The organism is Pseudomonas sp. P110(2024), from assembly GCF_057480795.1.
On the sequence record NZ_JBLIYT010000042.1, the window covers coordinates 1 to 430 of the forward strand.

At 49.5% G+C, this 430-nt stretch carries 2 tRNA genes; both read right to left on the reverse strand.

What is annotated here, in order from left to right:
* Positions 1–145: 145 nt before the first annotated feature.
* Positions 146–221, reverse strand: a tRNA-Ala gene (locus AC25ND_RS26395).
* Positions 222–227: 6 nt separating this feature from the next.
* Positions 228–304: transfer RNA gene (locus AC25ND_RS26400), tRNA-Ile, on the reverse strand.
* Positions 305–430: the final 126 nt, after the last annotated feature.

A 430-nucleotide genomic window follows, 5' to 3' on the forward strand; every position in this document is an offset into this window, starting at 1 on the left:
CTTAGCCTGAATAACCAGCAGTGAAACTGGCATTCAGTCTATCTATCACATATCCGAATTTTTAAAGAACGATCTGACAAAAGTCAGAAATCAACATTCGATCCGAATGCTCATTTCTGAGTTTGATCAAGCAAGTACAGCGAAGTGGTGGAGCCAAGCGGGATCGAACCGCTGACCTCCTGCGTGCAAGGCAGGCGCTCTCCCAGCTGAGCTATGGCCCCGCATATTGGTAGGTCTGGGCAGATTTGAACTGCCGACCTCACCCTTATCAGGGGTGCGCTCTAACCAACTGAGCTACAGACCTATATAGGGTCTTGATCGTCTTTACAGCATGAATCAAGCAATTCGTGTGGGAGCTCATCAGCAGGCTGATGTCTTCGATTAAGGAGGTGATCCAGCCGCAGGTTCCCCTACGGCTACCTTGTTACGA